Source organism: Streptomyces sp. SCA2-17 (assembly GCF_044336695.1).
Map to the genome: position 1 here is coordinate 6793041 of NZ_CP117521.1, position 21747 is coordinate 6814787.

At 73.2% G+C, this 21747-nt stretch carries 20 protein-coding genes; 9 read left to right on the forward strand and 11 right to left on the reverse strand.

Annotated features, from left to right (window positions below):
- Positions 1-54 precede the first annotated feature (54 nt).
- The 5 genes from PS271_RS30205 to PS271_RS30225 are packed head-to-tail and all read left to right on the forward strand — an operon-like array spanning position 55 to position 5149.
- Positions 55-315 carry an acyl carrier protein gene (locus tag PS271_RS30205; protein WP_058042900.1) on the forward strand — a complete coding sequence of 87 codons (261 nt, stop codon included), beginning with the start codon at positions 55-57 and terminating at the stop codon, positions 313-315.
- Positions 312-1727 carry an alkaline phosphatase family protein gene (locus PS271_RS30210; RefSeq protein WP_398386295.1) on the forward strand — a complete coding sequence of 472 codons (1416 nt, stop codon included), beginning with the start codon at positions 312-314 and terminating at the stop codon, positions 1725-1727. The genes PS271_RS30205 and PS271_RS30210 overlap by 4 nt, the downstream gene beginning before the upstream one ends.
- Positions 1727-3562 (forward strand): B12-binding domain-containing radical SAM protein, encoded by a 1836-nt coding sequence (locus PS271_RS30215; RefSeq protein ID WP_398386297.1) that lies wholly within the window; start codon positions 1727-1729, stop codon positions 3560-3562. Before PS271_RS30210 ends, PS271_RS30215 begins: the two co-directional genes overlap by 1 nt.
- Positions 3556-4656, forward strand: coding sequence for a DUF4346 domain-containing protein (locus PS271_RS30220; protein WP_398386298.1), 1101 nt, complete (start codon positions 3556-3558; stop codon positions 4654-4656). Before PS271_RS30215 ends, PS271_RS30220 begins: the two co-directional genes overlap by 7 nt.
- Before the next feature lie 55 nt (positions 4657-4711).
- Complete coding sequence (locus tag PS271_RS30225; protein ID WP_058042904.1) at positions 4712-5149, forward strand: type II 3-dehydroquinate dehydratase; 438 nt, start codon at positions 4712-4714, stop codon at positions 5147-5149.
- A 27-nt stretch (positions 5150-5176) separates the two neighbouring features.
- Here the strand turns inward: PS271_RS30225 and PS271_RS30230 are convergent, their stop codons facing one another.
- Both PS271_RS30230 and PS271_RS30235 read right to left on the reverse strand, forming a co-directional pair.
- Positions 5177-5662, reverse strand: a complete 486-nt coding sequence (locus tag PS271_RS30230) for a hypothetical protein (protein ID WP_398386300.1) — start codon at positions 5660-5662, stop codon at positions 5177-5179.
- Positions 5663-5686: 24 nt separating this feature from the next.
- Positions 5687-6451, reverse strand: a complete 765-nt coding sequence (locus PS271_RS30235) for a phytanoyl-CoA dioxygenase family protein (RefSeq protein ID WP_398386301.1) — start codon at positions 6449-6451, stop codon at positions 5687-5689.
- 119 nt (positions 6452-6570) lie between these two features.
- On the opposite strand from PS271_RS30235, the gene PS271_RS30240 reads away from it, so the two are divergent.
- Complete coding sequence (locus PS271_RS30240) at positions 6571-7368, forward strand: LLM class F420-dependent oxidoreductase (RefSeq protein ID WP_398386302.1); 798 nt, start codon at positions 6571-6573, stop codon at positions 7366-7368.
- Positions 7369-7476: 108 nt separating this feature from the next.
- Here PS271_RS30240 and PS271_RS30245 read toward each other — a convergent pair whose 3' ends face one another.
- Positions 7477-8316 (reverse strand): LLM class flavin-dependent oxidoreductase, encoded by an 840-nt coding sequence (locus PS271_RS30245; protein WP_398386304.1) that lies wholly within the window; start codon positions 8314-8316, stop codon positions 7477-7479.
- Between the two features lie 106 nt (positions 8317-8422).
- Between PS271_RS30245 and PS271_RS30250 the strand changes: the two genes are divergently transcribed.
- Entirely contained in the window at positions 8423-9802 is a 1380-nt protein-coding gene (locus PS271_RS30250; RefSeq protein WP_398386305.1) for an alkaline phosphatase family protein, read from the forward strand.
- A gap of 47 nt (positions 9803-9849) precedes the next feature.
- Here the strand turns inward: PS271_RS30250 and PS271_RS30255 are convergent, their stop codons facing one another.
- The 8 genes from PS271_RS30255 to PS271_RS30290 form a co-directional block, all read right to left on the reverse strand.
- Positions 9850-11364: an aldehyde dehydrogenase family protein gene (locus PS271_RS30255; protein WP_398386306.1), complete on the reverse strand. Its 1515-nt coding sequence runs from the start codon at positions 11362-11364 to the stop codon at positions 9850-9852.
- 107 nt (positions 11365-11471) lie between these two features.
- Positions 11472-12890, reverse strand: coding sequence for an FAD-binding oxidoreductase (locus tag PS271_RS30260; protein ID WP_398386308.1), 1419 nt, complete (start codon positions 12888-12890; stop codon positions 11472-11474).
- 109 nt (positions 12891-12999) lie between these two features.
- Complete coding sequence (locus PS271_RS30265; protein ID WP_398386310.1) at positions 13000-14205, reverse strand: cytochrome P450; 1206 nt, start codon at positions 14203-14205, stop codon at positions 13000-13002.
- Positions 14202-15623 carry a hypothetical protein gene (locus PS271_RS30270; protein ID WP_398386312.1) on the reverse strand — a complete coding sequence of 474 codons (1422 nt, stop codon included), beginning with the start codon at positions 15621-15623 and terminating at the stop codon, positions 14202-14204. The genes PS271_RS30265 and PS271_RS30270 overlap by 4 nt, the downstream gene beginning before the upstream one ends.
- On the reverse strand, positions 15613-15981 hold the full coding sequence (locus PS271_RS30275) for a hypothetical protein (RefSeq protein ID WP_398386314.1): 369 nt from the start codon (positions 15979-15981) through the stop codon (positions 15613-15615). The genes PS271_RS30270 and PS271_RS30275 overlap by 11 nt, the downstream gene beginning before the upstream one ends.
- Positions 15982-16092: 111 nt before the next feature.
- Entirely contained in the window at positions 16093-16491 is a 399-nt protein-coding gene (locus tag PS271_RS30280) for a VOC family protein (RefSeq protein ID WP_398386316.1), read from the reverse strand.
- A 207-nt stretch (positions 16492-16698) separates the two neighbouring features.
- On the reverse strand, positions 16699-18030 hold the full coding sequence (locus tag PS271_RS30285; protein ID WP_398386317.1) for an alkaline phosphatase family protein: 1332 nt from the start codon (positions 18028-18030) through the stop codon (positions 16699-16701).
- A gap of 103 nt (positions 18031-18133) precedes the next feature.
- Positions 18134-18505: an MmcQ/YjbR family DNA-binding protein gene (locus PS271_RS30290; protein ID WP_398386319.1), complete on the reverse strand. Its 372-nt coding sequence runs from the start codon at positions 18503-18505 to the stop codon at positions 18134-18136.
- A 489-nt stretch (positions 18506-18994) separates the two neighbouring features.
- Between PS271_RS30290 and PS271_RS30295 the strand changes: the two genes are divergently transcribed.
- Entirely contained in the window at positions 18995-20035 is a 1041-nt protein-coding gene (locus PS271_RS30295) for a methyltransferase (protein ID WP_398386320.1), read from the forward strand.
- A gap of 54 nt (positions 20036-20089) precedes the next feature.
- Positions 20090-21730, forward strand: coding sequence for a carbamoyltransferase family protein (locus tag PS271_RS30300; RefSeq protein ID WP_398386321.1), 1641 nt, complete (start codon positions 20090-20092; stop codon positions 21728-21730).
- Positions 21731-21747 lie beyond the last annotated feature (17 nt).

Genomic DNA, 21747 nt, shown 5'->3' on the forward strand with positions numbered 1-21747 from the left:
GGGCCCCCTGGCACCCCACCGCTCCCACGGAGCTGAGGAGAAAGGTTTCCGCGCATGGAGAAGACCGCAACGGACGAGATCAAGGACCGCCTCCGCAAGGTGCTGGTCGACTCCCTGGAGCTCCCCATGGAGCCCTCGGACGTACCCGACCAGGGACTCGTCGACAAGCTGGGCCTCGACTCCATCAACACCATCGAGTTCCTCATCTGGGTCGAGAGCGAGTTCGGCATCGAGATCGCCGACGAAGACCTGTCGATCAAGCTCATCGACAGCCTCGACCTCCTGGCCGGCTACGTCCGCGAGCGCATGGCGTGAGCCCGCACGCCGCACGTGCCCTGGTCGTCGGGCTCGACGGCATGCCCCGGTCCCTGCTGACCCGGCTCGCCGCCGACGGCACCATGCCCCACGTCGCCGGACTGCTCGCCGACGGCCACTGCGCCGAACTCCTCGCACCCGTACCGGAGATCAGCTCCACCTCCTGGGCCACCTTCCTCACCGGCACCAACCCCGGCCGGCACGGCATCTACGGCTTCACCGACCTCACGCCCGGCGGCGGCCGGCACATCCGCTTCCCCGGCCTGCCCGACCTCGCCGAACCCCCGCTGTGGGAGCTCGCCGCCCGCGCCGGCCGGCGCACCCTGTGCCTGAACGTCCCCGGCACCTACCCGGCCCCTGACACCGGCGGCGTCGTCGTCTCCGGCTTCGTCGCCCCCGACCTGGAGCGCGCCGTCAGCCCGCCCCGGCTGCTTCCCCTGCTGCGCGGCCTCGGATACGAACTCGACGTCGAGGTCGGGGACGCCGCCGCCGACCCCGCCGCCTTCCTGGACCGCGCCGAACGCGCCCTGCGCACCCGCACCCGCGCCATGGACCACCTCCTGCGCCACGAACCGTGGGACCTCGCGGTCACCGTGCTCACCGAGACCGACCGCGTCTACCACTTCCTGTGGCGCGCCGTCACCGACCCCGCACACCCCCTGCACGAGCGGCTCCGCGCCTTCCACCGCCTCGTCGACGACAGCGTCGGCACGCTCGTCGCGGCCCTCCCCGCCGGCACCGAGCTCTTCCTCATGAGCGACCACGGCTTCGGCCCGGCCGCACACCAGGTCTACGTCAACGCCTGGCTCAGGGAGTCCGGCTGGCTCGCCCCGCTCGACGCCTGCCCGCGCCCGGACGCCCTCGACGCCCGCAGCACCGCCTTCGCCCTCGACCCCGCCCGCATCTACCTCAACCGCAAGAGCCGCTTCCCCGGCGGCGCCCTCACCGACGCCGAGGCGGACGACGCGGCCGCCGAGATCGCCCGCGAACTGACCGCACTGCGCTGCGACGGCACCCGCATCGGCCCCGACACCGACGGGCCCCCGCTGCTGCGCGCCCTGCACCGCGCGGCCGACGTCTACCACGGCCCGCTCCTGCACCACGCCCCCGACCTCGTGGCCGTGCCCGCGCCCGGCATCCAGCTCCGCGGCGGCTGGGGCGGCACCGCCACCGTACGCACCGACCACCTCAGCGGCACCCACACCCGCCACGACGCGGTCCTCTACCGCCGCGGCGCGACCCCGCCCCCCGCCGGGCGGGCCGCCGCGCCGTACGACATGACGGACGTGGCCCCCACCGTCCTCGCGTCGATCGGCATCCGCCCGGACGGCCTCGACGGCACGCCCGTGCTCGGCACGGCGGACCCGCCGCCCGGCGGCCCACCGGCCCCCCTCGACACCAGGGAGCAGTAATGAAGCAGGATCTCGGTCTGGTACCTTCGGCGCCCAAACCGGGAACGCTCGACCTGACGCTCGACCCCCGCATCACGGACCCCGCGTCGTTCCGGGTCAGCTTCCTCATCCTCCTCGACGGCGACCTCGTGATGTCGCCCGAGCACCTCGGCGTGGCCTACATGGCCGGCGTACTGCGCCATACGGGCTTCACCGCCGAGATCCGGGAGGTGGAGCACGGCGACGACGAGGCCGCCGCCGCGGTCGAAGCCCTCAAGGACTTCCGGCCCGACCTCGTCTGCTTCACCCTCATGAGCCTCAACCTGGGCAGCTGCCTGACGCTGTGCCGGCTCCTGCGGGAAGAGCTCCCCGGCACGGTGATCGCCTGCGGCGGGCCCGCCGGCACCTTCGCCGGCCTGGACGTGCTCCGCAACAACCCCTGGGCCGACGTCGTCGCCGTCGGCGAGGGCGAACCCACCGTCCTGGACCTCGTCCAGCGGCTCTACCTCAAGGAGCCGCTCTCCGAGGTGCGCGGCATCTGCTACCGCGACGCCGGCGGCACGCCCCGCCAGAACCCCGCCCGGCCCCTCATCCACAACCTCGAAGACCTGCCCTTCCCCGCCCGGGACCAGCTCAGCCAGCACGGCAACAAGCTGGAGTACGTCCGGGTGAGCACCAGCCGGGGCTGCGTCGCCAACTGCGCCTTCTGCTCCGCGCCGCACCTGAAGAACCGGGTGCAGGCCGGCAAGGCCTGGCGCGGCCGCGGCCCCGAGCAGATCGTGGAGGAGGTCGCCGCGATCGTCGAGCGCCACCAGTTCCGCACCTTCGACTTCGTGGACTCCACCTTCGAGGACCCCGACGGCGGCCGCGTGGGGAAGAAGCGCGTGACGGCCATCGCCAACGGCATCCTCGACCGCGGCCTGGAGATCTACTACAACGTCTGCATGCGTGCCGAGAACTGGCGCGACACCCCCGAGGACCACGCCGTGCTCGACCTGCTGGTCGCCTCCGGCCTGGAGAAGGTCAACGTCGGCATCGAAGCCGGCACGGCCGAGGAACTCCGGCTGTGGGAGAAGCGCGCGACGGTCGAGGACAACGTCACCATCATCAGGATGCTGCGCGAACACGGCATCTACCTGGCCATGGGCTTCATCCCCTTCCACCCGTACGCCACCGTGGAGACCCTCGTCGCCAACGCCGCCTTCCTGCGCGACAACTCCGGCCACAACCTGCGGCGGATGACCGAGCGCCTGGAGATCTACCCCGGCACCGCCATCGTGCGCCGCATGGAGGGCGACGGCCTGCTCAACGACACCTACCTCGACGGACTCGACCCCTACGGCTACGACTTCAAGGACCCGAAGGTCGGACAGCTGGCCAAGCACTTCGCCCGCCTCTACAACAACGACGACTACCACCGCCACGGCGTCATCACCGAGTACTCCTCCGTGTTCGCCTTCGAGACCTACAACGTCGTCCTCCAGACCTTCATCTCGCGGCTGCACCGCAAGTTCGGCCGGCTGCCCGGCGTCAACGACGTGATGGAGGCCTTCAAGGCCCGCGTGCACGAGGTCCGCCAGGAAATGGGCCAGTACAACTACGCCTTCTTCATGTCCAACCTCGAAGCCGTCATGAACGACACCCTCGACCCCGCCCAGCAGGCCCGGCAGGTGGTCGACGTCGAGCAGTACTTCCACGACCGGATGCAGCTCCTGCGCGACGAGCAGCTGCGCGTCGGCAAGGCGCTCACCCGCCTCGGCGCCCGCGTCATCGAGGTCAGCTCGACGATCCCCAAAGAGCGGCCCGGCGGACTGCCGCGCCAGTACACCGGGGAGGGCAGCGGAGCCACATGGTGAGAACGGGGGAGGGCACGGCGGAGCCCGCCCCGGCGCGGGTGGCCGTCTGCACCCTCAGCAGCAGGGAGCTCGTCGGACCGCTGGCCCGCCTGCCCGGCGTGGCCCTGGCAGGCACCCTGATGACCGCCAACCTGGGCATCGAGGAGATCGTCCGGGCCCTGGCGCGCGACCGCACCGTCCGCGGCCTGCTGGTCTGCGGCCGCGACTCGCCCCGCTTCCTGGCCGGGCAGAGCCTCGTCGCCCTCTTCCGCCGCGGTCTGCGCCCCGGCAGCGCGCGCATCCCCGGCGCCGCCGGCCACCTGCCCGTCCTGCGGTCGGTGACCCGCCGGGAGGTCGAAGAGGTGCGCACCCGCGTGGAGCTCGTGGACCTGCGCGGCGAGCGCGACCCGCTGGTCCTGAGCACCGCCGTCGCCGCGCTGCTCTCCGCCGTACGCGACGCCACCGCGGGCAGTCCCACGGGAGCTCCCGGCGACGGCGCGGCTCCGTACGCACCACCGCTGCCCTCCTTCGGCCTCCTGCACCCGGTAGGACGGCGCAAGCCCCTGGCGAACGGCATCGACGGCTTCGTCGTGATCACCGTGGACCGGGCCGGCGGCCGCATACGGCTGCGCCACTACGGCTCCGACGTGACGCCCCGCCACGAAATGCAGGGCACCCGGGGAGAGACCATGCTGCTCGGCCTCCTGGAGGCCGGCGTGATCGAGGACCCCGCCCACGCCGGCTACCTGGGCGGCGAACTGGCCAAGGCCGAGACGGCGTTACGCCTCGGCCTGCACTACGAACAGGACCTGCCGCTGCGCCCGCCGGGACGGCCCCCGCGCCGCGGCCGGCCGCGCACGACCGGGAAGGAGCGGACGACCGTGGCCGACGTGCCCGCGCTGGAGGAATTCCTGACCCTGGTGGCCCGGACGCTGGGCGCCCAAGGCACCGCGCTGGACCCCCACACCCCCCTCGGCGAGCAGCTGGCGGTGGACTCCGTACGGGTCATCGAGCTCACCGTCGTACTGGAGGAAGAGCTCGGGGCCGAGCTCCCCGACGACGCCGACGTGGCCCGCGCCACCCCCGCGGACCTGTACAAGGCACTGGTGGGCTGACGAAAGACGCGGGCGAGGGACCCGGGCGAGAGAGCCGGACGAGCGGAGGAGGAGCATGGACAGGGTGTTGTTGCTCAACGGGCCCAACCTGGGGACGCTGGGCAAGCGGCAGCCGGAGATCTACGGGACGCGGACCCTGGCCGAGATCGAGGCCGAGGTCGCGGAGGAGATCCGCGGCCGCGGCTGGAGCCTGGTCGCCGAGCAGCGCAACGGCGAGGGAGAGCTCGTCGACCTCCTGGAGCGGCACCGTGACGTGGCGGGGGCGATCGTGAACCCGGGCGCGCTGATGGTCGCGGGCTGGTCGCTGCGCGACGCGCTGGCCGACTTCGGGCCGCCGTGGCTGGAGGTCCACCTGAGCAACGTGTGGGGCCGGGAGGCCTTCCGGCACGTCTCGGTGACCGCGCCGCTGTCCTCCGGCGTCGTCATGGGCATGGGCGCGCTGGGCTACCGGATGGCGGCCCGGGCCCTGACCCTCATGGTCCCGGAAAGCTGACGGGCGGCCGTGCCGATCCGTGCCGCGTCAGGCCGGCCACACCTGCAGCTCCTCCTTGATCAGCCGTGCGCTCACCGCGTCGCACGCCGCAGGCAGCGGGCAGCCGGGCGGGAGGAACCGTACGGTGAAGGGCCCGTCCGTGAGGCCGCGCCAGCGGTGGGCGGCGGCCCGGGCAGCCTCCGCGTCCATGGGGACGAGCACCGTCACCGGGCAGGACAGCCGTCCGGCCGCTTCCCAGCCCTCTTCCGGCTCGCGGTCGCCGGCCCACAGCAGCACGTGCGTGGGCGGCGGATCCGCGCGTACGGCGTCGGCCAGCACGCCGGTCATCCGGTCGCCGGTGGTGAACAGGGCCCGGGGCAGGGCGCCGCCGGACGAGCCCGCGAGGCCCTCCGGCCCGTGATCCACCGCCACCTCGGGTGCCAGCGCCCGGGCCCAGAGCTCTGCGCCGTCCGTGGTCGCCCGGCCGGCCACGACGACCAGCCGCGCCACCGGCACCATGAGCGTTCCCGGCATGAATCCCTCCCCTTCCGTGGGCAGTTACGGCAGGCCGTCGGTCATCCCGAGCGAGAAGTAGTTCTCATAGCCCAGCAGGCGCCGCAGCCCCGGCTCGGCGCGGGCGGCGACCTCCTCCTTCAGACCGGTGAAGAAGTTCTGCTGCTGCCGGACGTAGCCGCGGCAGTAGTAGTTGAGGATGCCGTGGCGCGGCAGGCCGGTGGTGTTGGCGCCCGTCTGGTGCCAGAGCCGGCCGTCGAAGACCATCACGCTGCCGGCCGGCGCGCACGCCGGGACGGTCACGGCATTGCCCTCGCCCCGCTCGTAGTCCGGCTGCCGCCCCAGCAGGTGGGAGCCCGGCACCAAGCGCGTCGCGCCGTTCTCCGGCGTGAAGTCGTCCAGCATCCACATGCTGTTGGCCACCAGGGCGTACGGCGGCCAGGGCGGGCGGGCGAAGGTCTGGTCGGCGTGCAGGTGCATCGGGGCGCCGCCGGGCCCCGCGATGTTCGCATGGGTGCTGGAAAGCAGGAAACCGACGCCCAGCAGCTCCTCCATCAAGCGCATGACGGTGGGGTCCTGGACGTTCTCCTCGAATTCCTCGCCCTTGTTGAGCAGGCTGAAGACGCGCTGGTTGCCGCCGTCGTAGAGAAAAGCGGAACCGTCCTTGCGCTCCTGCTCGGCGACATCCAGCAGACGGCCCCTGAGTCTTTCGAAGGCGCCCGGCGAAATCGGGCACTCCAGCAGGCAGTAACCGTGATCGGCGAGGTCTCGTGCGGCTGTTTCGACGTCATTCGTCAGAGTCGCGCGCATATGGCGAGGCTAGCAGCCGCCAATACCCCGGAACAACACCCGGGAACAACACCCCGGAACACCAGCACGGTAATCCCCGCGACATGATTCCCGCAGGCGCCGGAAGGGCGGTTCCCACGATGACGTACGCACCCACGCGGCCGGACGGGCGCATCAGGATCGGGGTCTGGCTGACCCCCCAGCACACCTCCGTACGGGAACTGCGCGCCGCCTGGCGCGCGGCCGACTCCCTGGGCGTGGACTCGCTGTGGCTGTGGGACCACTTCTTCCCGCTCACCGGCGACCCCGACGGCAGCCACTACGAGGCGTGGACCCTGCTCGCCGCCCTGGCCGCCGACACCCGCGCCGCCCGGGTCGGCACCCTCGTCACCAACTACGCCTACCGCAACCCGGACCTGCTCGCCGACATGGCCCGCACCGTCGACCACCTCAGCGACGGCCGCCTCATCCTGGGCATGGGCGCGGGCTGGGTCGAACGCGACCTCAAGGAGTACGGATACCCCTCGTCCGGAGCGGGAGAGCGCGTCGCGGGTCTCGTGGAGGCGGTGGACCGAATCGACCGCAGGCTCGCCCGGCTCAACCCCGGCCCGCTGGGCGCACTTCCCCTGCTGATCGGCGGCGACGGACGCAAGCGCCTGCTGCGCTTCGCCGCCGAACGCGCCACCATCTGGAACACCATGGCCTGGCGCTTCGCCGAGGGCAACCGCGCCCTCGACCAGTGGTGCGCCGAAGTGGGCCGCGACCCGGCGGAGATCGAACGCAGCGCCTTCGTCACCCGGGACCAGACCGACGACGAGCTGCACCGGCTGGTGGCCGCGGGCGCCCGCCACCTGATCTTCCAGGTCGGGCACCCCTTCCGGCTCGACGGGGTGGAGCGGGCCCTGCACTTCGCCCGCACGGAGGGACGGGCGCTCTGAGCGGTCTTGCCGACGTGCGGTGCGGGTCCGCGCCCCGAAGGGGTGCGGGGAACTGCGCGACCAGCCCCCACGACCCGCAGATGACGCCCTCCACTTCCCGCGGAGCGCTCAGGGCAGCAGGACGTCCGCCAGCCGGTCCACCTGCGACAGCGCGGCCGCGGTGGGGTGCATGACCACCTCGTCCACCCCTCCGCCGGCCAGCGCCGTCACGACCTGCCGGATCCGGTCCGGCGTGCGGGGCGTCTTCGCCACGAACTCCTCGGCCTCCGCGCCCAGCACGGAGAAGTAGTCCCGCACGAACGCCGCCGACTGCCGCTCCACGTCCTCGCCCAGTGCGAAGCGTGCCAGCGCCACGATGCGCGGCGCGCCGGAGCGCCCGCCCTCGGACCAGGCGCGGCGCACCCGCGCGGCGAACGGCAGGATCGCCTCCGGCTCCAGGCCCGGCGCCGTCCAGCCGTCGCCCCAGCGCACCACGCGCCGCACGGCCGCACTGCTCAGCCCGGCCACCAGCACCGGCACCCCCGGGCCGGCCCCGGGCCCGGACGCCGCACCCGCCGCACCCCGCCCCAGCAGCTCCAACTGCTCCTCGAACGTCTCACGCCGCCCTGCGAACGAGCGCCCCGCGGCCTCGAAGTCGTCTTCCCGTACGCCCGGCCCCACCCCCAGGACGAGCCGCCCGGCGGACAGTGAGGCCAGCGACGCCACCTCCTTGGCCAGCACCGGCGCCGTGCGCAGCGGGCCGATCAGGACATTGGTCAGCAGCCCGATCCGGGAGGTCGCCGCGGCCGCGGCCGCGAGGGTGAGCAGCGGGTCGTGGCCCGGATACACCAGGCGCTCCGTGACGGCCAGCGAAGCGAATCCGCGGTCCTCGGCCCTTTTCGCCCATTCCGTCAAAAGGCCGCCGTCCGCGCCCGGCACGGTATTCGGCAGCGCAATGCTGATCCTCATCGTCCTCCTGCCCCCTGTCGTATTCCTCCGGCGGCGCGTATGTTTTTCGCGGCGCTCATTTTCCCCTCGCCCGGTCGCGAGCTGAGCACAGTGAGAGGAATCCCCGATGCCCGCTGCCCGTAAAGTGGCCGTGATAGGCCTCGACTCCGCGACTCCGCAGTACATGTTCGACCGGTTCGCCGGTGACATGCCGGTGTTCACCGCACTGCGCCGCAATTCCCTGTGGGGGCCGATGCGCAGCGTCGACCCACCCATCACCATGCCCGCGTGGTCCTGCATGATGTCGGGCCGCACGCCCGGCGAACTCGGCGTCTACGGATTCCGGGACCGGGCCGCCCACGACTACGGCCCGCTGAAGTTCGCCACGTCCCACAGCATCAAGGCCCCGCGGATCTGGGACGAGATGACGGAGGCCGGACGCTCCAGCGTCGTCCTCGGCGTCCCCGGCACCTACCCGCCCGCCCCCATCCGGGGCGCCATGGTCTCCTGCTTCCTCGCTCCCTCCACCCAGGCGCAGTACACCGCGCCGCCCGGCCTCGCGGACGAGCTCCACAAGCTCACCGGCGGCTACGCCCTGGACGTCGAGGACTTCCGTTCCCCCGAACTCGGCCGCGTCTCGCAGCAGATCTTCGACATGAGCGAGCAGCGCTTCGAGGTCGCCCGCCACCTCGCGACCACCCAGGAGTGGGACTTCCTCTCCTTCGTGGACATGGGCCCCGACCGCCTGCACCACGGCTTCTGGAAGTACTGCGACCCCGGCCACCCCCGGCACGAGCCCGGCAACCCCTATGCCGCCCTCTTCCGCGACTACTACCGCGCCCTCGACCGGCACCTCGGCCGCTTCCTGGAGTGCCTGCCCGAGGACACGGCCGTGCTGGTCGTCTCCGACCACGGGGCACAGCCGATGGTGGGCGGCTTCTTCATCAACGAGTGGCTGCGCAAGGAAGGCCTCCTCGTCCTGGCCGAGGAGGTCGCCGGCCCCACACCCGTCAGCGCGGCCCGGATCGACTGGAAGCGCACCACCGCCTGGGCCGAAGGCGGCTACTACGGGCGGATCTTCCTCAACGTCGAAGGCAGGGAGCCGCACGGCACGATCCCCGCCGCGGAGTACGAGAGCACCCGCGACCTCGTCGCCGCGGCGCTGGAGGCCGTGCCGGACGACCAGGGACTGCCCATGGGCACCCGCGCCCTGCGCCCCGGCGAGCTCTACCCGGAGGTCAACGGCATCGCCCCGGACCTCCTGGTCTACGTCGGGAACCTGCGCTGGCGGGCCCTGGCCACCCTCGGCATGGGCAAGGGCCTCTACACGACGGAGAACGACACCGGGCCGGACCACGCCAACCACGGCGACACCGGCATCTTCGCCCTCAGCGCGCCCGGCGTCGCACCGGGCGAAGCCGCCGGCCTCTCGCTCTACGACGTGGCACCGACCCTGCGGTCGCTCCTCGGCCTCCCGTCGCAGGGCACCCGCAGGCCCGTCGCCTGACCTCATCCTCCTTATCCGCTCTATCAGCTCCATCCGCGCTCTCCGCCTCATCCGCCGAGCAGCGCATAGGGAGTGGGCGGCCCGCCCGGCCGTCCCTCCTCCCCGCCGCCCCCGTGTACGGTGTGCCGCCGCCGGTAGGAGTCCAGTTCGTTCGTCAGCCGGTCCCAGACGGCGGACGAGCCCCGCCCGTCCCGGTCCGGGAGCTCCAGGTCGACCAAGCGGTAGTCGTTGACCCACACCCGGTCCGCGCGCAGCCGCTCGGCGACGGCGCGCGCCCGCGCCGGGTCGGCGGACCACACGCCGGCACTGAGCCGGTAGCGGGTGCCGTTGGCGATGCGGACCGCCTCCTCGTCGTCGGCGGCCCGGATGACCGACAGCACGGGGCCGAAGATCTCCTCCTGCGCGACGGCGTCGCGCTCGCCCACCGAGGTCAGCACCGTAGGCCTGAAGTACGCGGCGGAGTCCAGCCCTTCGGGCAGCTCGCCCGCGGCCGGCGAGCTGCCGCCGCACGCCAGCTCCGCCCCCTGGGACAGGCCGAGCTCCGTGAAGCGCCGGGCCGTGCGCGCCTGGCTGCGCGAGACCAGAGGGCCGAGGTCGGTGGCCTCGTCCAGCGGGTCGCCCAGCCGCAGCCGCTCCACGCGCTCGACCAGCAGCCGTACGAACTCGTCGTGGACGGCGGCGTGCACCACGGCCCGGGTGCCCGCCATGCACACCTGCCCGTTGTGCAGGAACGCCCCCCACGTCACACCCGTCACGGCCTGCGCGAGATCGGCTTCCGCCAGCACGAGATTGGGCGACTTGCCCCCCAGGTCCAGGCGGGTGCTCGTGCCCGCCGACGCCGCCCCCTGCCGCACGGCCTCCCCGGTCTCGTCGGACCCGGTGAACGCCACGAGATCCACCCCCGGCGCACGCACCAGGCTCTCCCCGGCCACCGCACCCGGCCCCGTGACCACATTGACCACACCCGGCGGCAACCCGCACTCGTGCAGCAGCCGCACCAGGCGCAGCACGGACAGCGAAGCGAACGAAGCCGGCTTGATCACACACGTGTTGCCGGCGGCGATGGCGGGCGCGATCCGCCAGGCGGCGAGCAGCAGCGGCAGGTTCCAGGGCACGATCGCGGCGACGACCCCGGCCGGCCGCCACAGCACGTACGCGCCGCCGCCCCCGGACTCCCGCTCGGGCACGTGCTCCGCCCACCAGGCACTCCACTCGAACGCCGCCATCGCACCGGGCACGTCAGCGCCCCGCGCCTTGCGGAGCGTCGCGCCGTTGTCCCGCACCTCCCACCGCGCGAACTCCGCCGCCTCGCCCGCCAGCCGCTCCGCCACGGCGCGCAGCAGGCGGGCCCGCTCCCGCGCCGGCATCCGCGGCCAGGGCCCCTCGTCGAACGCCTCCCGGGCGGCCGCCACCGCACGGCGCACGTCCTCGGGGCCGCCGCTCGGGACGTCGGCCAGGTGACGCCGCGTCGCCGGCTCGAAGGTGCGCAGGACGGCCCCGTCGTGGGCCGGCACGGCCAGGCCGCCGATGTACATGGGAACCTGCTCGGCCACGCTCTCCATGTCCTCACCGTCTCCTCGTGTCGTCCGTGAGGTGCACCCCGGCCGGAACACGTGCGGGCGGCCGCCGCCCCGGAGCACGCGGCCCCGGGGCGGCCGCCGCGCGCCGGCTACGCGGGCAGGGGCGGGATGTTGGGGTTGAACCGGAAGACGTTGCCCGGGTCGTGCCGCGCCTTCAGCCCCTGAAGCCGGGCGTAGTTCTCCGGCGTGAAGGCGCCGCGCGCGACCTCCACCGACGTGTTGTGGCCCGCGAGGAAGTTCAGGCACACCCCGGGCGCCGTCCACGGCCGCAGCGCGTCGACGAAGCCCTGCTGCGCCCGGTCGACGGACTCGATCGTCTCCGGCTCGATCAGCGAGGCGATGTAGGCGTTGAAGGCCGCGTCGGGGAAGTGGCCCACCGCGCTGGGGACCTGCGGCGGCCGGGACAAAGCGCCGCCCAGGTGGCGCAGCTCCACCCCGTGCACCGCGCCCGACCCGGGCCCGGCCAGCTGGAGGATCAGGTTGACGGCTTTCTCGTCGAGCTCCCGCAGCATGAAGGTCTTGCTGTAGCTCGCCACGGGCGACGGCGGGTCGTTGTGGATCCCCCCGGCACGCGTGTACGGCATGGACTCCACGGTGTCCATGACGACCGTGCCGGCCGCCCGGAGTTCGGCGAAGTGCCGCTCGGCCTCCTCCGGCTCCCCGAGGTAGGCCAGCCGGATGTGGGTGACGAACTTGCCGCGCAGCGGCTCGGGCAGCCCCTCGGCGTCGGGGTACTCGGTGAAGAACACCGAGGACGCCAGGTCCTCCGGCATCCGGGGCGCCCACGCCAGGTAGGTCTTCAGCACCGCCGGCGTCGACTCGGCGTCGAAGAACAGCCCGCCCCCGTACACCCGGCTCACGGGGAACAGCCGCACCTCCAGGGAGGTGACGATGCCGAGGTTGCCCTTGCTGCCGCGCACGCCCCAGAACAGGTCGGGGTGCTGCTCGGGCGTGACCGTCAGCAGCCGGCCGTCGGCGGTGACGAGGTCGAAGGAGGTGATGTGGTCGGTCGCGAAGCCGTACTTGCGCGACAGCAGCCCGAGCCCCCCGCCGAGGGAGTACGAGACCGCCCCGACGAACGGCGCCGAGCCGTTCAGCGGCGCCAGCCCGTGCACGGCCGCCTCGTGGATCACCTGCTCCCAGCGGACGCCCGCCTCGATGCGCGCGGTACGGGCCTCCGGGTCCACCCGTACACCGGTCATCCGGCGCGTACCGATGAAGACACCGGTGGCGGGCCGGGAGATCCCGTGGCCGGTCGCCTGGACCGCCACCCCCAGGCCGCGCTCCGCGGCGAAGCGCACGGCCGCGATGACGTCGGCCGCCCCGGTGGCGCCGACGACCAGCGCCGGGTGGTGCGCGACGGACAGCTCGAAGCCGGCGAGCTCCGCGTCGAAGCCCTCCTCCCCGGGCAGCAGGACGGGACCGGCGACGTGAGCCCTGAGCTCCTCGGCATCCGGTGCGCCGAGCGCGGCGGGCGCGCCCGGTGACTGGTGGCTTGCTGAATTCACCGATGAACCTTTCTGGAACGAACGGGACGAGCGTCCGCGCCGGGCGGGCCCGGTGGCCGGTGGCCGGCAGCCTGCGGCCCGTCCGGCGCGGAGGTGCGAGGTGTGCAGGTCAGTGCCGCGGTCCGAGGACCACCGGCAGCGACCGGACGGCGAGGGGGAGCAGTTCGCTGCTGTGCTCGATCTCCTCGGGCGGCACGGCCGGCGCGATGCCGGGGAAGGCCGCGAGCAGCCGCGCGACGCCCACCGTCAGCTCGGCCACGGCGAGATCGGCGGCGGGGCAGGCGTGCCGGCCGGCGCCGAAGGCGATGGCGCGGTCGGCGATCCGGCCGATGTCGAGGACGTCGGGGTCGGGGAAGGCCTCCGGGTCGCGGGAGGCGGCCGCCACCAGGGGCAGCACCGCCTCTCCGGCGGCGATGCGGCTGCCGGAGAGGACCACGTCCTCGGTGGCGACCCGCAGCAGCCCGTCGTGGGTGGAGGGGTAGAAGCGCAGCAGTTCCCACACGGCCACCGGGACGAGGGCCGGGTCGCCGGCCAGCCGGGCGGCGAGGCCGGGGGAGGAGAGCACGCCGAAGAGGTGGCGGGCCAGGAGGTCCCGGATGGTGACGAAGCCGGAGATGATCAGGCCGTGGAGGAGCAGCCTGCGGTCCTCGTCGGTCAGGCCCCCGGCGCCGTCCCGCGGGTCCGGGACGAGGAGCGCGTCGGCGACGCTGTCGCCGGGCCTGGCCCGCCGGTCGGCGAGCAGGTCGCCCAGGGCCTTCCCGAGCCGGTCCCGGGCGGCCGCCAGGTCTTCCTCGGCGGCTCCCCGGGGCAGCAGCAGGAGCTCCACGTCGGAGGTGACGGCCCGCCAGCGGTCGCCGGGCAGCCCCAGTAGCTCACAGGTGACGCGGCCGGCGAAGGGCGCGGTGTACGCCGTGACCAGGTCCACGGGGCCGGCCCCGGCGGGCAGCCCGCCGACGACGTCCTCGGCTATCTCCTCGATGCGCGGCACGAAGCGCGCGGCCCGCTCCGCACCGAACGCGGCGGCCACCGGCCCCCGCAGCCGGGCGTGCTCGGGCGGGTCGAGGTCCACGATGCCGGAGCCCTGCGAGCGGCCGAACCCCCGCCCGGGCAGCAGGGCCGCCCGGTGCCGGCTGAAGCGGTCGTCGGCCAGCACGGTCCGCACGTCCTCGTGGCGCAGGGCCAGGCGGATCCGCGTCCCGTCGGCGAGCCGGACCTCGGGAACCGGATCCTCGGCCAGGAGCCGCCCGAACGCGGGCGGGACCGTGCCCAGGGGGCCGGGCGGGAAGGGGAAGACGGGCGGCACGTGGGAGGTCATGCGGTCCGGCCCCCGTCGCCCCGCGCGGCGGCGCGGTCCGGCCCGGGCCGGGCGAAGTCCCGTCCCAGGACGATGTTGTCGAGCTGGTGTTCCACGACGATGTTGCCGCAGCCGTAGTCGTCGGCGATCAGCTCGACGTCCTCGGCGGACACCAGGTGCGCCGGGTCCGACAGCAGGGCGGCGATGCCCCGGGCCGGCGCGAGGACTTCCAGGGCGAAACCCCGGGCCACGTGCTGGCGGTGGGTGTGGGCGGCGGCGATGAGGAAGGTGTCGTCGGTGTCGCAGATCAGGTGCCACAGGGCCCGGGCCTGGAGGAAGCGGCGGGGGCGGTCGGTGAAGCGGCGGGCGGACACGAGAGCCGCCCCTTCCGCGCCCCGGCGCGTGCCGAGGGCTACCAGCCCGCGGTCCAGGTAGGGGACCTGCTCGGTGCGGTAGCTCATCAGGGCGGCCGGGTCGAAGGGCTGGGTGTCCTCCAGACCGGCCCACGCGCGGACCAGGTGCGCCACCTCGTAGCCGAGGTGCCAGGGGTTGTCGAGACGGCCCGGGGCGAAGAACCGGGCGCTGACCTCGGCGCAGGCCTCCCGCAGCTCCGCCAGGGCGGCGGCCTCCCCGGCGCCCTCGGGGGCCGTGCCCATCAGCGTGCGCGCCCGCGCCACCCACTGGAGCTGCTCGGCGATCCGCTCCGGCCGCACGCCGTTGAAGAAGTCCGAGGCCAGCGGCTCCGGCAGCTGCTCGGCGGCCTTGACGATGTCGGCCTCGTACGGTTCGGCCTCGCTGTACGGGTCGAGGCCCAGGCGCGCGGCGATGCGGCAGAACGCGGCCTCCTCCTCGTCGGCGGAGCGGACCGCCGCCCACTCCTCCTGGAGCGGCGTGCCCGTGATCCCCTGCCCGGCCAGGCGGTCCGCGACCGCGTCCACGAACGCGGCCAGGGAGGCGGTGAACGCCGCGCTCTCCACACAGCTGTTGCCGCGGCTCGCGAAGTGCTCGCCCGGGCGGACGTCGGGCCCCATGTCGGGCATCCACACGATCCGGGTCTCGCGGCCCTCGGGCACGAAGAGCATGTCCGGCCAGCGGAAGCCGTCGCAGGCGGCGCGCAGGATGTGGCGGCGCGAGCGGACCCACCACGCCGCGCGCTCGTCGCCGACGCCGTATTTGTAGGCGAAGCGGAGCTGGGATATCTGGGTGCCGGGCCGGGCGTCGGCCACGAGCGACCACCAGTTGAAGGCGATCCATTCGGCCATGGGGTAGAGGGAGCCGGTGACGTGCTCGCGGAACTTCCCGGCGGCGGGCTCCCGGATCAGGGTGACGGTCTCGGCGCCCACCGCGATCCGCAGATCGGCCCAGGTCGCCCGGAGCTCGTCCGCGCCGCCGGCGGGGGTCTCGTGCCAATTCCAGTGCAATTGGAACTCAGGAAGCATGGTCCGCCAGCCCTTCCGGCCATTCACTCGGGTGGAGTTCGTATCCGGAGTATTCGCCGGGGCGCCGGCCGGTCAGCCGGAATTCCACGACGATGTCACCGGACCGGTGCCAGACATAGCGCGGGAATCCGCTCAGCCACGGCCCGCCGAGGTGCCCGGTGAGAATGCCGGAACGAAGCGTGCCCAGCGGCGCGGAGGCGAGGGAGGCGGGTAACTCGGGGAGCCCGGCCGGGCCCCGGCCGAAATCCCGGGGCGCGAATGCGGCCCCTGCGGAGAGCTCTTCGCGGGTGACACGTGCGGGGAGCGGGGACAGGGCGCGGCGTGGTTCCCGCCGCCGCCCGGGCGCTCGTAAGACCATGGTGCCCACCTTCCGGAGAACGGGGGATGTCCCGGAGAACGGAGTGCTGCGGAGAACGGGGAGGCGGCGGAGCCCGGAACGCGTCGCCGCGGGCCGGGCCCCGCGGAGGGGTTACGCGCTGGGCAGGGGCGCGAAGAGGTCGATCACGGTGCCGTCGGGGTCCTTGACGATGGCGTAGCGCTGGCCCCACACGGCGTCCCACGGCTTGAGGTGGCCCTCGTAGCCGGCGTCGACGAGCTCGGCGTACTTGGCGTCCACGGCCGCGGTGTCCGGGAACTCGAAGGCGATGGCGACGCGGTGGCCCCCGGTCGGGGCCTGCCACTGCGGGTCGTACGAGCGGATCGTGGCCGCCGTGTCCCAGGCGAGCCGGACACCGCCGTCGAGCACCACCTCGACGTGCGGCGCCGCGTCGGCCTCCGCGGGAATCTCCACGCCCAGCAGGCGGTAGAACTCCAGCGACCTGGCCATGTCCTCGACGACCACCGCGAAGAGGGAAATCCTTGCTGACATGCGTTTCCTTTCCTGCGCCTTCTTGCGCCTTGTTGCACTTTTCTTGCACTTTAAAATGGGTCTCCGGGGGACGGCCGTCTTCCGTCCGGGCCGGCCGGGCCGCGACGTCCGAATGTGCCGGACCCGTGCAGGCTAGTGACCCATCGGCGGCCTTGGCCAATCGCCGTATCGCCCCCGCGTGTCAACGCCACCTATTGAGGGGCGATTTCAGGACAGCGGAACGCCGTCCCAATCCGACGGGACGTCACGCCCGAGCAGTTCGCACACGGTTGCGGATATGTCGACCGGGGCCGCGATGCGGGAGCGCTCGGCACCGCCGGAGAAATCCGGGCCCAGCGCCGCCCAGTAGGAATCGCGGCGGTGCCAGCCGCTCTGCCAGTCGCGGTGCACGTGGGAAGCCCACGCGGGATCCCCCAGAGGGAGGTAGCGCCAGTCCGCCGGCTCCAGCACGAGGTCCGGGGCCAGGTGGACGGCCTCGCCCTCGTAGACCTCCTCCCGCCGGTGCACCGCCGCGAGGAAGGGCCTGCCCGTACGGGGGTTGAGCCGCTCCAGCAGCGCCGCCGCGACCTCGGAGCGCACCGCCTCGTAGTCCCGCTCGGTGACCGTGCCGTGCTTGTACCGTCCCCGCAGGTTGACGTTCACCCCGTGCGTGCCCTGCACCGCCTCGAAGGCCCGGCTGCGCGCCCACTCGGCGCGGCCGTCCGCGGCGTGGGAGAGGAAGCCGCAGGTCTCCAGCTCGGCGTTGACGGAGTGGTAGTTGCGCAGCGGCCCGAAACCGATCTCCGAGAAGGCCAGGACGGTGGTGCGGTCGTCCGCCCGCTCCAGGACGTCCTGGATGACGCGGTCACACGTCCGGTACGCGGCGAGGACCGCGCTCGACTCCTCGTGCTCCGGCCCCCGTTCCAGCTCCTGCCAGTAGATGTGCGACGTCCGGTCGATGGACGTGAGGTTGACGAGCACGACATCGTGCTCCTCCAGCAGCGCGAGGGCCGCCCGCCCGCGCTGGACGTCCGCCTCCAGCAGGGAGGGGAGCAGCTCGTCACGGTCCTGGCCGGTCCAGAAGACCGACACGTCGTGGACCGGCCGCACGCCCTGCGCCGCCAGCGTGCGCTGCAGGCTCCGCGGGTGGCAGGCGTGGAGGGTGGCGTACATCGGATAGGTGATCAGCGAGCCGTCGAACGGCTCGGGCGGATGGGTGCCGAACAGGCCGATCGAGGCGAACCTGACGCCGGCGAAGACCTCCTGCTGCCACAGCACCGGGAAGCGGCGGTCCTTCGAGGTCAGCACCTGCGGGGCGTACTCGGGATCGTGACAGGTCCAGTACGAGTAGAAGCCGTGCCGCCCGGCCCGCCGCCCGGTCAGGACGCTCAGCAGGCCCGGCGGCTCGTACGGGGTGCCCTCCGCGCGCAGCGGGCCGTGGACACCCTGCGCGCGCAGCCGGGCGAAGCCGGGCAGGAGACCCTTCGCGCACCAGCGCCCGAGCAGCTCGGGCGCGGCTCCCTCGGTGATGATGACGACGACACGCTGGCGAAACGTCACGTACGACTCCCTCGGTCTGCTGGGCAGTTGGCATACCGGTCATCGGAGAACGTGGGGGAGCGAGCGGAGGAAGGGGATGAGGTGGAAGCGGGGGAACGAAGGATTACGCCGCGCGCAGCAGGCGCAGGCGATCGCGGGTCGCCTTCGGCAGACCCGACACCACACGGTCGTATGAGTGTTCCACCATCTCCCGCACCTCCTCCACGGGAACGGTCCCGTTCAGGACAACCGTGTTCCAGTGGCGCTTGTTGACGTGATAGCCGGGCCCCACGGCCGCGTACTGCTCCCGCAGGTGCAGGGCCAGATCCGGCTCGCACTTCAGCGTGACCTGCGCGGGGCGCTCCTCGGAGGGGTCCTGGAGGATCGCGAACACCTTGCCCTCCACCTTGAACACCGCGGCCCCGGGGCCGAACGCCTCGTCGTCGAACGCCTCCGGCAGCTCCAGCGCGAAGTCCGACAGTTCCTGCGGGGTCATGGGCAGTCCTTCTTCCGGTGGCGGGCGGCTGTTCCGCGCGCACGGGGCGGGTGGGGTCCGCCGCCAGCGTAAGTCCGCTCCCGGCCCGCGATGCGCCCGGGCACGGCCGCTGATCCACGATGGCCGAAACCCGGCGGAGGGTTCCGGCCCGTACGGCGCCGCCGGCGGAGGCATTCTTGACGCGCCGCTCCGGGCGTTGCGAGAGTTTCCCCGGTCCCGCACCCCTGTCCGGGGCCCGTTCGTCCTCCCGGAGCTGCCCGGTCGCAGCCCCGGTGTCCGCGCGCCTGAAGCGTGTCACTCCCTCACCCGAGCGGGCCGCGCCCGGCCCCGGCCGCCCCACCGCCGGCCACCCGGATTCGCCGGGGGCCGCCGGTTCAGCCCGCGCCCCGGCCCCGCCGGCCCCCACGGCCGCCCGGCCCCCGTTCGCCGCCCCCGGCCCCGCCGGGACCCATGCCGCCTGCCCCGAACGCCCTGTGGAGGAACCCCCGTATGACTGCGGAGCGGACGCACGACGACCAGGACCGCGCCGGCGCCGAGGCGACCGTCAACGACATCCTGCAAGGAGCGTGGAAGGCCCGCGCCATCCACGTCGCCGTCGAGCTCGGCCTGCCCGGGCTCCTGCAAGAGGGCCCCCGGACCGTCGCCGACCTGGCCTCCGCGGCCGGCGCGCACGAGCCCACGCTGCGCAGGCTGCTGCGCCTGCTCGCTGCCTCGGGCATCTTCGAGGACCTCGGCCACGACGACCTCTACGGGCACAACGCCCTCTCCGAGGTGCTGCTGCCCGACCCCACCAGCCCGGTCGCCACCGACGCCCGCTTCCAGGCCGCCCCCTGGCACTGGCGGGCCTGGGAACAGCTCGCGCACAGCATCCGCACCGGCGAGGCCTCCTTCGACGTCGCCAACGGCGTCTCCTTCTGGCAGCTCACCCAGCGGGACCCGCAGGCCCGGGAGCTGTTCAACCACGCCATGGGATCCGTGTCCCTCGCCGAGAGCCGGCAGGTCGCCGAGGCCTACGACTTCTCCGGCGCGGGCACCGTCGTGGACATCGGCGGCGGCCGCGGCAGCCTCATGGCCGCCCTCCTGGAAAGCGCCCCCGGCACGCGCGGCGTCCTCCTCGAACGCCCCGAGGTCGCCGGCGAGGCCCGCGCCCTCCTGGAGAGCCGGGGCGTCGGCGAGCGCTGCGAAGTCCTCCCCGGCGACTTCTTCGAGACCATCCCCGCCGGCGCCGACCTCTACCTCATCAAGCACGTGCTGCACGACTGGGACGACGAGGACGTCCTGCGCATCCTCCGCCGCATCGCCGCCGCCATGGCACCCGGCTCCCGGCTCCTGGTGATCGACAACCTGATCGACGAACGGCCCGCGGCCTCGACCCTCTTCGTCGACCTGCTCCTCCTCGTCCTCGTCGGCGGGGCCGAACGGTCGGAGAGCGACTTCGCCACGCTGCTGGAGAAGGCCGGCCTGACCGTGGAGCGCTCGCTGCCCTGCGGCTCCGGCCCCCTGCGCATCGTGGAGATCCGCCGCGCCTGACCCGCACAGCGCGCTCGCCCGCATCCGACCACAGCTGTAAGGAGTGTCGACACTATGACGGTGCTGGGTCTGGGGGGCTCCGGACACGACTGGTCCTCCTGCGCCACCGACGGCCGGGAACTGGTCGCGGTCGACGAGGAGCGCCTGGTCGGCAGCAAGTACGGGCTCGGCGCGGACCTCCTGGCGGGCCTCAGCCGCCGCGCCTGCCTCGACGCCCTGGCCACCACGGCCGAGGACGTCGACCACGTGGTCTGCTGCGAACTCGTGCCCCGCCCCTTCTACCACTCGTTCCGCAAGCGCGCGACGGTCATCAACCACCACCTCGCCCACGCCTACAGCGCGTTCGGCGCCTCCGGCATGACCCGGGCCGCCGTCCTGGTCTGCGACAACTCCGGCAGCCTGGTCACCGGCCGGAAGGACGGGCCGGACCCGCGCGAAGCCGAGACGATCAGCGGCTACACCGCGGACGAGTCCGGGATCCGCCTCGTGCACCGGGTCAGCGGGGCACACCTCGTCGACGCGGCCTCCGAAAGCGCCTACTACCAGCCGGGGGAGACCGACAACTCCCTGGGCCACTTCTACCGCTCGGCCAGCCTCGCCCTGGGCCTGTCCTACACAGGACCGAAGACCCGCTACCCGGTCAGCGAGGACGGCAAGACCATGGGGCTCGCCCCGTACGGCGACGACCGCTTCACCGACCAGGTCGCGGAGCTCGTCACCCTCCTGCCGGGGGGAGGCGTGAGCATCTCGGCGAGCAAGGTCAACCACGTCTTCGAACGCCTCGTGGCATCGGGGGAGTTCGAGGACCGCGCGGCACTGGCCTACGCCGCCCAGGAGGTCCTCGAACGCGCCCTCGTCCATTGCGCGAACGACCTGCACCGCCGCACCGGCCTGACCGACCTGTGCATCGCCGGCGGCGTCGGCCTCAACAGCGTCGCCAACGGCCGCATCCTGCGGGAAACCCCCTTCGAACGCGTCTTCGTCGTACCGGCCGCGGGCGACAACGGCATCAGCCTGGGCTGTGCCTACTACGGCCTCCACCAGCTGGAGGGCAGGCCCCTGACCGGCCTCCCGGCGCTCAGGACGGCCTACCTCGGGCCCGCATACCCCACCGCCAGGGCCGACGCCGCCCTCGCCGCCTCGGGCTTCACTGTGGAGACCCCCGACGACCTGCCCGGCCGGGTGGCCGCCCTGCTCGCCGAAGGAAAGATCATCGGCTGGTTCGACGGCCGCTCCGAGTTCGGCCCGCGCGCCCTGGGGCACCGCAGCATCCTCGCCGCCCCCTACCCCGCCTCGGTCCGCGACCACCTCAACGACCACGTCAAACACCGCGAGTGGTTCCGCCCGTACGCCCCCGTCGTCCGCGAGGAGCGCGCCCGCGACTACTTCGACCTGGACCAGCCCTCGCCCTTCATGCTGATCGTCGCCCGCGTCACCCGGCCGGACGCCGTCCCGGCGGCCGCACACGTCGACGGCACCGCCCGGCTCCAGACCCTGGACGCCGGGCAGAACCCCAAGGTGCACGCCCTGCTGGGCAGGTTCGAGGAGCTCACCGGCTGCGGCGTCCTGCTCAACACCTCCTTCAACGTCGCCGGCCGCCCCATCGTCGAGACCCCCGAGGACGCCGTCGAAGCCTTCGCCGGCATGCAGCTCGACCACCTGGTGGTCGGCGACAGGCTGGCGACCAAGGCCTGACGTCTGACGCCTGAGGC